This is a genomic window from Thermogemmatispora sp., from assembly GCF_019683755.1.
Lineage (GTDB): Bacteria > Chloroflexota > Ktedonobacteria > Ktedonobacterales > Ktedonobacteraceae > Thermogemmatispora.
In genome coordinates this window covers 1-9,070 of record NZ_JADGHT010000181.1, presented here as the reverse complement: position 1 = coordinate 9,070, position 9,070 = coordinate 1, and the positions used below count along the sequence as shown (strand labels likewise).

Annotated in this window: 4 protein-coding genes; 2 read left to right on the top strand and 2 right to left on the bottom strand. The window is 59.2% G+C overall.

Annotated elements, in window-relative coordinates; genetic code table 11:
* Nucleotides 1-6 precede the first annotated feature (6 nt).
* The gene (locus tag IRZ24_RS12380; protein WP_297164678.1) at nucleotides 7-1,695 is read right to left on the bottom strand and encodes a S53 family peptidase; all 1,689 of its coding nucleotides are present in this window, start codon (nucleotides 1,693-1,695) and stop codon (nucleotides 7-9) included.
* Between the two features lie 632 nt (nucleotides 1,696-2,327).
* Here IRZ24_RS12380 and IRZ24_RS12375 point away from each other — a divergent pair.
* Entirely contained in the window at nucleotides 2,328-3,653 is a 1,326-nt protein-coding gene (locus tag IRZ24_RS12375) for an MFS transporter (RefSeq protein ID WP_297164675.1), read from the top strand.
* Between the two features lie 65 nt (nucleotides 3,654-3,718).
* On the opposite strand, the gene IRZ24_RS12370 is transcribed toward IRZ24_RS12375, so the two are convergent.
* Nucleotides 3,719-6,484 carry a hypothetical protein gene (locus IRZ24_RS12370; RefSeq protein WP_297164673.1) on the bottom strand — a complete coding sequence of 922 codons (2,766 nt, stop codon included), beginning with the start codon at nucleotides 6,482-6,484 and terminating at the stop codon, nucleotides 3,719-3,721.
* Nucleotides 6,485-7,318: 834 nt separating this feature from the next.
* Here IRZ24_RS12370 and IRZ24_RS12365 point away from each other — a divergent pair.
* On the top strand, nucleotides 7,319-9,070 hold a 1,752-nt coding region (locus IRZ24_RS12365), incomplete at its 3' end, for a serine/threonine-protein kinase (protein ID WP_297164671.1).

Genomic DNA, 9,070 nt, shown 5'->3' with positions numbered 1-9,070 from the left:
AAAGAGTCAGGTGGTGGCCGAGTAGTAGAGGTTATTGCCACTGGTGATATCGTGATAGGCACTATAGGGCTGACTTGTATTGTAGAGGCGGTAAATGGTGGCGCTGGCCGAGCCAAGGGTCGCTTTGCCCTGCGAGGCCAGGTATTGGTTGACATCAGCCGCCACGCCAGCCCACAGCGGGGCTGCCGCGCTCGTACCGCCGACCGTCAGCCAGCCTGAGCTAGAGCAGCCAGCCGCAGCGACAGTACAGTAGACCGAGTAACCGGTGGCCGGGTCGGCATCAGCCGAGACATCCGGCACCATGCGCTTGGCATTGGTCAGATTAGGGCCGGTCTGGTACGAGGGGCGGGCGAAGTAGGAGCTGATGCCTCCACCGCCGCCGGAGCCATGCGGGCTTCGCTGGGTGTCACTGGGATTCGACCAGGCCGACTCACTGCTGTAGGTGCCACCGCTGCCGGTGACCAGATGGGTGCCTCCCACACCCACGACATAGGGATCATCGGCGGGTGAGTCCACCGCCAGACTGTTGTTATCGCAGTCGTAGGCGCCCGAGTCACCAGAGGCCGCAAAGAAAGCCTGACCTTGGGCAGCACCTTGCTTAAAGATGTTGTCAAGCGTGGCTAGCTCCGATGTTCCTGCCGCCGCCTCACATTCGCCCCAGCTAATGCTGACAACCTTCGCCAGATTGTCCGTGACAATGCGGTTATAGGTATCATTGACTCCCGTGACTGTGTTGGGGCCGATATAGATTTTCTGATTCGCTCCCGGTGCGATGGCCGAGACCACTTCCATGTCTAGCTCGACCTCAATCGCTCCCGAGCCGGCGGTATTCGTCGCACCATCGACGAGCACATTGGAATATTTCGCTGAGCCGAGGCCATAATAGTTCAGGTAGGCATTAACATCCGAGGCGCGGTAGCCGTCCAGCTCGAAGATGGCCACGGTCTGGCCACTCCCGTTGCTTCCCCCATTGATGAGCGAATTCATATCATAAGCCGTACGTAGCTCGCTGGGGGTATAGCCACCACCAGGGCCAGTATGCGGCCCGTGGTCAGCAGCGAGACGCTGTAGGCCCAGAGGACGATAGTGGGCAACATTATCCAGGCCTGCAATGTTGAGAATGAGGCCGCCCAGCTCCGCCGGTACAGATGGCTCGCCAGTCGGCGCATAGACGTTGCGATTCCCTACCTGATAGTCGGCCAGCGTGACAGCAAAGGCTTGCTCAACCTGGGCCACACTGCCGCTGGCATTGATCAGGGTCCGGTTGGGCGAGACCCCATTGACACGCAGTCCCTGGGCCTTCAGGTAGGCCACTACACGGTTGACACTCTCTGGCGTCGGCCCAAACATCTCGGTGAATTGCTGCGGCGTGAGGTAGTGGTGGTAGAGCGGTGAGTTGGGGTCATTCTGGGCCGCTAGCAGGGCGTCGAGCTGGGCTTCGTTGCGTAGTTTGAGCGCGATCGAAAGCTGCAGGATGTGATCAGCACTCTCGCTGTGTAGTGGCTTGTGATTCCTGAGCAGCGGGACCATGTGCCCACGGATCAGACTCCGGTTGGCTGGGGCCTGACCGTGAAGCTGGGCAAAAGCAGCGGATGGTCCAACAAACAGAAGAAGGGCCACCACGCCACTGGCGCAGAGCGTGAGCAGAACGAGGGCGAGGCGGCGTGCAGATCGGAAGAATGTTGCGATGTTCATCGGCACCTCTAGCTTGCATGATCGGTACAACAGCGTACCGCTAGACTTGGCCGGACAACATGGTCAGAGACAGCCTATCATCTGGTAGTACAGGCAAAAGGTGGATCGGATGGGAGGTAGACAGTTTATAAGCTTCCTCCACCAACTGGGTGCAGAGCCATCGGGGACTAAGACAGACACCTCCTTTGCGCGTAGAGCAATCTTCTTGCTCCGTTCAACCGCAGGGTACCTGTAGCAAAAGCCTCTACAGACCGGAAGAAACTCTACCAGTGGTTCACACAGTGGAAGCAGCTGGCACCGGGGAGCTATCTTCCCCGCTTGCTTCCTTTATACAAGACGAGCCTGTAGTTAATAATACCGATGCAGATCACGTTTGTCAAGTATATAGGACCCGGGGAATAGATACCGTCATCTCTTCCGTTTGCACAGAAACGCTAAAAAAGCGCAAGGAAGCCATGAGAAGGAAGAGAAAACAGCCGGGAGTGACCTTGAGCAGGCATCCGGCCTGCTAGATCAGCCACCCAAGGACGTCAGGCCTGCTCAGTATCCCAAAGGGTGAATCAGAAGAAGTATAATGATGATCAGATGCAGAGATTTAACCTATCAGCCGAAAGAGAGAGCGCACCATACTCGTGAATCGATCGTCTTCTACTACTACGCCTCACAGCAGCCTGTCTGCAACGGATCGCAGGCGGCTCAGCACCTTCCGCGCTTTGCGCCATCGTAATTACCGCCTGCTGTGGATCAGCCTGATCGTCTCCTCGGTTGGGACATGGATGCAGATCGTCGCTCAGAGCTTACTGGTGCTCAGATTGACCCACAATTCCGCGCTGGCGCTGGGGATTGTCTCGCTGGCACAAGCCAGCGCCTTTTTGCTCTTCGCTCTTATTGGGGGTAGCGTTGCCGATCGCCTTGACCGTCGTCGGCTGCTTCTTTGCACGCAGAGCATCTCGATGGGTTTGGCCCTCCTGCTTGGAGTGCTCACCCACGCGGGAGTGATCCAGGTCTGGATGATTGTGCTTATTGCCTTCTGCAATAGCACGGTCCTAAGCTTCGACCAGCCCGCGCGCTCCGCTCTCATTCCTCAGCTTGTGCCACGCGAAGACCTGATGAATGCTATTTCTCTGCAGTCTGCAGTCTTTAACGGGGCAGCGGTCATAGGCCCTTCGCTCGCAGGTCTGACCATTGGCCTCATTCACTACGCCGGCAACTTCTTTCTCAACGCTCTCAGCTACGTGGGTGTACTTGTTGTGCTCTTCATTATGCGCGTGCCTCCAGAGGAGGATCAGACCCAAAGCCAGGCAGTGGTTCAAAGCGCCCAGAGCGGCAATGTCTTGCAAGCGATTCGCGAGGCGCTTGGGGTCATCGGGCATGACACTATCTTACCCTGGGTTCTGGCCGCCTACGGAGCCTTGCTCTTCTTCAATCCCTCTGCCGCCATCATCCTCCCCTATTTCTCTGTTCAGGTGCTCCATCTGACACCGTTTGAGCTGGGTCTCCTCTTCTCTGCCTCTGGTATTGGCACGGTGGCGGGTGCACTGGGTTTAGCCTCTCTTGGCGAGGTCAGGCATAAAGGTCGCGCCCTTATCCTGTCCTTTACTCTGTGGACTGTCGCCTTGCTGGTGTTTGCCTTTAGCCACTTCTTCTGGCTCTCCCTGCTAACGCTCCTGGTGGTTGGCGCCATGCAGAACGTCATAGCCGCCACCACGATCACTCTGATGCAAACGCGCGTTCCTCCTCAGATGCGCGGTCGTGTCATGAGTCTCAACACGCTGATGATTATGGCGATCAGGCCACTTGGTGATTTCTGCGCCAGCGGCCTGATCGCGCTCATTGGGGGTCCTCCGACGGTGGCCCTGGCAGGAGCCATTGTCGGCCTCCTCAGTCTCACCCTCCTTGGTGGGCGTCCCGCCGTTCGCACGCTGGCGGAGTCAGGCTCTCAGCCACGCTCGCTCTGAGCTGTTTCCTCGCCCGCCGAGGCCGGGCTGGAGCGGGCGGAATGGCTTGTTCATTGTAGTCCATCTCAGCCTGGACTCACGCTGACCGTTACCAACTGGGGACTACTCTGCAGCGGATGCTGCCCGCCGTCGCTGGCCGTAATTGTGATCTGGCCTCGCAAAGTCTTCAGCAGCAGACGTGGTGGTGTGACATAGACCGCGATCGTCGTTCCAGAGCCGCTATCGCTACCACTCGTCTGACTGACATGCAGCCAGGAGGTGCTATCGCTATCGATGGTGACCATCCAGGCCACTGGGCGAGGACATCCCCCCTCGATGTGCAATGAAAGTGTCTGTGGAGGGGGATTCGGTTGTAACAGCGAGCTAGTAAAGCTTAAGCTACTCGGGGTCACTTCGAACACGCACGGCGCCAGGACCGTCAGGGTAACCACGACTACCTGCGCAAGCTGGCTGGGACTGGCCGGCTCTCCGTCAGTAGGCTCCAGCGAGACTGTGAATTGCCCGCTATAGCTGCCCGGTGCTAGGCCCGCTGCATCCACAGCGACGCTCAGACGCGTTGTCTGACCAACAGCCAGCATGCCGCTCAGCGGCGTCACACTCAGCCAGGGGGCCGAAACCGTATTGAGTGTCACTGACCACCGCAGCGCATGCTGAGTAGCACTCAGTAGCAGAGCGCGCATTATTGGTGACTGTCCTCCCTGCTCTACTGTAAAGCTCAGGCTACTGGGTGAAAGGACCGCCCCCAGAGGAGTACGCCCAGGCGCATCGGTTACGGCTGCCGTTGTGGAGCCGTTCGTCGGACCTTTTGAGGCGACTGAGCTTCCCAGTTCCAGCAGGACCGCTACCGTCTGGGTCCGTTGTTGCATGGAGAAGAGGATAAAGCCGCTATAGGTGCCAGTATTCAATTCGCTGACGGCAATGCCGACTCGGACACTCATCCCACGAGCTGCGTCGATGCGGCCACTGCTTGGGTCAACTTTGAGCCAGCTCGCCGAGGTAAAGGCTTGCCAACTCAGGCCCGAAGGGCAGCCGGGAGCTAATCCCAGCTCAAGTAATTGCTCGTTCCCTGCCGTGTCCTGTCCAGGACCAATGGTAAAGGTCAGGCTTTGGGCGCTCAAAGTTAGTCGGCAGGAAGGCAGGACTGTGAGCGAGGCCGCCAGGACCTGGGTTGCGCTCGCAACGGCAGGGGATGAACTATGCAATTGAACCACGGCCAAATAGAGACCGGGCAGGAGATGCTCTCCTTGGGCAGTGATCTCCAAAGAGAGGCTCTCGCCAGCCGCCAGCTTGCCCTGAGTGGGCTTTAGCTGGAGCCAGTCGGCCCGCAGCGGCAGTGGCATCTCCTGACGACCCTCGGGGGGCACTACTATGTGGCTGGACCAGCTCATCGTTGTTGGCGCAGCATTCGTGAGGGTGACAAACTGCGCTGCAGGCGCCGGACCGCCGTCGGTGAGGGAGAAGGCCAGGGCCGCCGGGGTCAGTGTGAGCGGCAGCGCTTGCTGCCTGCTATTGCTAGCGGAAGCCGCCTCTACACGCATCGTGACGAGGACATGCAACGGGGTCCCACTATCCGCGCTGAGGGTAATAGTGCCATGATAGATGCCCGGTCGCAGGTTGGCGCGTGACCCCGCGATCAGAATCGCCTGGCGCTCACTGAGCACCCCCTGCGTTGGCGTAGTCAGTAACCACGGTTGATCACTGCTGGCCGTCCATGCGAGGCTCCCATCGCCACCATTGCTCAGCCAGAGCGAGGCCACGCTGTTAAGACCCGGCACTCCCGTTCCGAGATCCAGGCTACTGCGACTGACCTGCAAGACTGGAGGACGCAATGGGCCATTGGCTACCACCTGGATCGTCGTGCTGGCTGTATAGTGAGTGGCGATATCTTCGGCCTGAATCGTATGGCTACCGGGACTCCAATCGCGCCCGATGGCAATGCTCACATCGGCGCTGCCCCGCGCTCCCAGTTGCACGATGGGGGCCTTCCCAATGGGCGCCAGCGCTTCACCAACATCATAGCTGAAATACACTTGAGCAAAAGCGGGAAAATGATCAAGATGGAGCTGCACGGATTGACCGGCCTGGACCAGCGCTGGCGTCGCTGTTAAGAACGGAGGTTGTCCCGCCGACAGGCCTGGCTGATGGACATTTGAGAAGCGTGAGCGAATGAGCCAGCCATTCAAGCCAATGAGCACAAGGGCCACTATCGTTAGCCCCACAAAGATCGAACGCACCCAGAAGCCACGCCCTGGCCGTCTCCGCCACCGTGACCAGCCCTGGTTACCTAAGAGCTGGCTGTCAGCTTTGGGGCGCCCCATACTAGTGTCACCAAAGGGTAGCCCGTTCTCTCGCACCTCGCCCTTGCCCTCAGAGGCAAGCAGGCCTGCCGCTGAGGTTGCTCGCAGCGGCTCAGGCACTCCAGCGTGTCTATGCTGATCCTTGTGTTCCTGGGAGGCCGCTGCTCCTTCCTCGTTCGCCAGGCCGCCAGAAAGCAGTTCCTCTGACCAGGCCTGGCGGCGAGCCTGCCAGGACCAGCGCCAGGGGCGGCGGCTCTGGCTTACCTCGCCTTGCTCAGACGCAAGAGTCTCCCTGCAGCTATCATGGTCATCTTCCCTTTGTCGATCGGCACGTGATATCAGTCCAGAATGCGTCTGCGGCTCAGCCCGGCCCTCCTCCCAATCGTCATCTGCGACGCTCATCGGCACTGTTGGGAAGCCACGCAGCGAGGGTGGAGGCCAGCTATCAGCATCAGGCAGAAAGGCCTCCTGCCGCGCTTCGCTCTTTGGGGAAAACTGCATTTCTTGCTCAGTGAGGGCATGACGTTGCAGCAAAAGCGCCCGACACTCGTCGCAAAACACCACCCCATGTGAACATGGTCTGTTGCAGTAGAGGCACCGATTCATTGTCACCAGACCCTTCCTACACTCTCAAGCCACATCCGATGATCAACCAAGTTCGATTAGACAGCTTTGATACTGCTCTGAATAGAGAACGAAGAATTCACGAGTGAGTCACTTCAGAAGAGGCTACAGCCCTTTCGTCCTGATAATATCAGGCACAGTGTGCTATTGTCATCCCCCATTTCTCTCTTTCATTGACACCCTGCAGATGCGCCGGTTATACTCTCTTTGCTCTGGAGTGGGCTGATCTTGTATGCGCTCGCTAAAAGCAAGCAAGCGAGAGGAGCAAAGAGGACTAGGGCCTTCTCATATGATGGGGTGATCCGGCGAGCCAGATCGTGACAGGGGTGGCTTTCGGCCTCGCCTTGACGCCCCGTGTTCAAAGCCAAGACGGGTCCCTCACGCGTAGATAGCAGCTCAGGCGTTTGCCAGCCAGCTAGCTAGCTATATGGCTTTATGAGCGATTGTGACAATAGAGAATGCTGGGCGCACTTCCGCAGCCCGGGCGCTGAGATTAAGCCCTATCGGAAGTTCCTCGGGAGGTCACGCCTGTGGGCAGACGCATGCTGGTTGCACGAGATGACTTCCTTGGCGGTGAGGTGAAAGGTCCTGCCCTACAGGGGAAAGTTTTGGAGGATAGAACAGAGGCGCGATGTGGCCAGAGGATGGCACAGATACAGTCCCCCTGGTCAGATGGAGCACTGCCTTACGGAAGCCGCAAAGGTCACTTGTGGATGACAGTCCTCATGTGCCGGTGGAGGAGCTATGCGTGAGCGCAATCGCTATATCGATAGAGTGATCGGTCACTATCGAGTCATTGCAGGTCTCGGCAACCGGCCAGCCAGTAGCACTTACCTGGCTCAGCATTTGACTGCTCCCGGCCATACCGTAGTGATCAAATTTTTTCATCCGCCTTTCCCGCGCAATCGTGAGCAGTATTTTCGCGAGGTGCGCTTGCTCCGCATGCTGCGTCATCCGCATCTGCTCCCTCCGTTGGAGTGTGGCATCGACCAGGATGAGGTCTATCTGATGAGCGAATACGCGCTGCGCGGCTCGCTGCGCCAGCGGCTGGCCCGTCAAGGCATGACGCCGCTCAGTCTGGCGGAGACTGGTGCATTGTTGCAGCAGGTGGCTGACGCCCTGGCCTACGCTCACCACTTCAACGTGATGCATGGCAATCTGAAGCCGGAGAACATCCTCTTCAATACCAGAGGAGAGTTGTGGCTTACTGATTTCAGTTGGGCCACAGCGACCGATGGAGAGCCAGAGCTACGCCCCGGCAGTTGGCCCTATATGGCCCCCGAGCAGTTCACGGGGGTCACCACGCGCGCCAGCGATCAGTATGCCCTGGCCTGCATCGCTTACGAGCTGCTGACGGGACGGCCCCCTTTCAGCGGCACAGACTTCACGACTTTGGCCCATCAGCACGCCCATGAGCAACCTGTAGCGCCGACCCAGCTCAACCTGCTCTTGCCACGCCGCGTGGATGAGGTACTGCTGCAAGCTCTGGCGAAAGAAAGCGACCGGCGCTTCGCCGATGTAAAGGACTTCATGGCGGCGCTCTTCCCTTCATCCTCCTCTACTGCTGCAGGTAGCCTGCCAGCGCCGGCTACTAGCAATGTCCCGGGTCTGCCAGCGCCAGGCAGGCGGGCGCAACTATTTCCTGTGGAATTCTCACCAGTGCGCGGTGAGCTGCTCCGCCCTAGCGATGCGGGCCGTGGCCAGGAGAGCGCACAGACCACGGACGCGGCTGCTTCCCCTGGGCCTCAGCCGTCCATGTCCCCAGAGCCAGCCGCCAGCAGCAATAGCGAGAGTGGTAGTGCTCACGGTCACCACGGCCAGGCAGAGACCTTGACTAGCGGCACATTGACAGAGGAAGAAACCTCTATTTATGAGCAGGAGACCCTTCCATACCCGTCACTATCCTTTCAGGGTCAAACGCCGTCTTCACCCGACCAGGGCCAGCGGGCGACGCCGCTCTCCAGCGGTGAAGGGCATCTGAGCAGGGAGTTAGCACCTACTACAGGGGCCTTGGCCGGCGCCCTTGAAGAGGAACAACTCCCGGAGAGTCCCCGCCAGGCGGTCCTCTGGTCGCCCTCAGAGGCCCCAAGAGCTGAGCCAGAGCAAGCAGAGATGGCCTCACAGCGGACTAACGAGCCTGCGGCTCTAGCGGCAGCAGCGTCCTCTCTCCCGTGGAACGAAGAGGCGACGGTGATCAGCGAGAGCATTCGACCAGCCTTCAGTAGCGCGGCCAGGTCAGCCAGCCCTGGCGCTCGGGGTTCTCAGGACAGACGCTACTGGCGTGAGGCCAGACAAGGCCGCTGGATTCTGATGGGAGTGGCAAGCCTTATTGTCCTGCTAAGCCTGCTCATTATCTTGCTCCTACCCTTGCTATCAGCTGGTCTGTGGCGTCAGAGCGCTCAACAGACGCCGATCATCACGACGAGCACCGTTGCTGTAACGGTCAACCCGACTCCTACGCCCACGCCCAGCCCGACCCCTACACCCACAGTCTCG